The sequence below is a fragment of the Pseudomonas sp. ENNP23 genome, assembly GCF_001728945.1.
Lineage (GTDB): Bacteria > Pseudomonadota > Gammaproteobacteria > Pseudomonadales > Pseudomonadaceae > Metapseudomonas > Metapseudomonas otitidis.
The window spans coordinates 1-755 of sequence record NZ_LYSP01000111.1; the positions used below are offsets into that span (position 1 = coordinate 1).

General features: G+C 58.5%; 1 protein-coding gene. It reads right to left on the reverse strand.

From position 1 onward, the window contains the following. Nucleotides 1–755, reverse strand: a 755-nt coding sequence (locus tag A9G05_RS26245; RefSeq protein ID WP_139131279.1) for an elongation factor Tu, incomplete at both ends; no start/stop codon positions are given.

Genomic DNA, 755 nt, shown 5'->3' on the forward strand with positions numbered 1-755 from the left:
CCTTCGCGAATCGCGAAGCGCAGGCCATCTTCCATGGCGATCGGGGCGATCAGGGTGACAATCATCTTGATGTTGTCGCCCGGCATCACCATCTCAACACCTTCCGGCAGTTCGCAGTTGCCGGTCACGTCGGTGGTACGGAAGTAGAACTGCGGACGGTAGCCCTTGAAGAACGGGGTGTGACGACCACCTTCTTCCTTGGACAGCACGTACACTTCGCACTCGAATTTGGTGTGCGGCTTGATGGTGCCCGGCTTGGCCAGAACCTGGCCACGCTCCACGTCTTCACGCTTGGTGCCGCGCAGCAGCACGCCAACGTTCTCACCAGCACGACCTTCGTCGAGCAGCTTGCGGAACATTTCAACGCCGGTGCAGGTGGTCTTGGTGGTCGCCTTGATACCGACGATTTCCACTTCTTCCTGGACCTTGACGATGCCACGCTCTACACGGCCGGTTACTACAGTGCCGCGACCGGAGATGGAGAATACGTCTTCGATCGGCATCAGGAACGGCTGATCGATTGCACGAACCGGCTCAGGGATGTAGGAGTCCAGGGTTTCTACCAGCTTACGCACAGCGGAAACACCGATCTCGTTATCGTCCTGACCGTTCAGAGCCATCAGCGCGGAACCGATAACGATCGGGGTGTCATCGCCCGGGAAGTCGTAGGTGTTCAGCAGATCGCGAACTTCCATTTCGACCAGCTCGAGCAGCTCGGCGTCGTCAACCATGTCGGCCTTGTTCAGGAACACGAC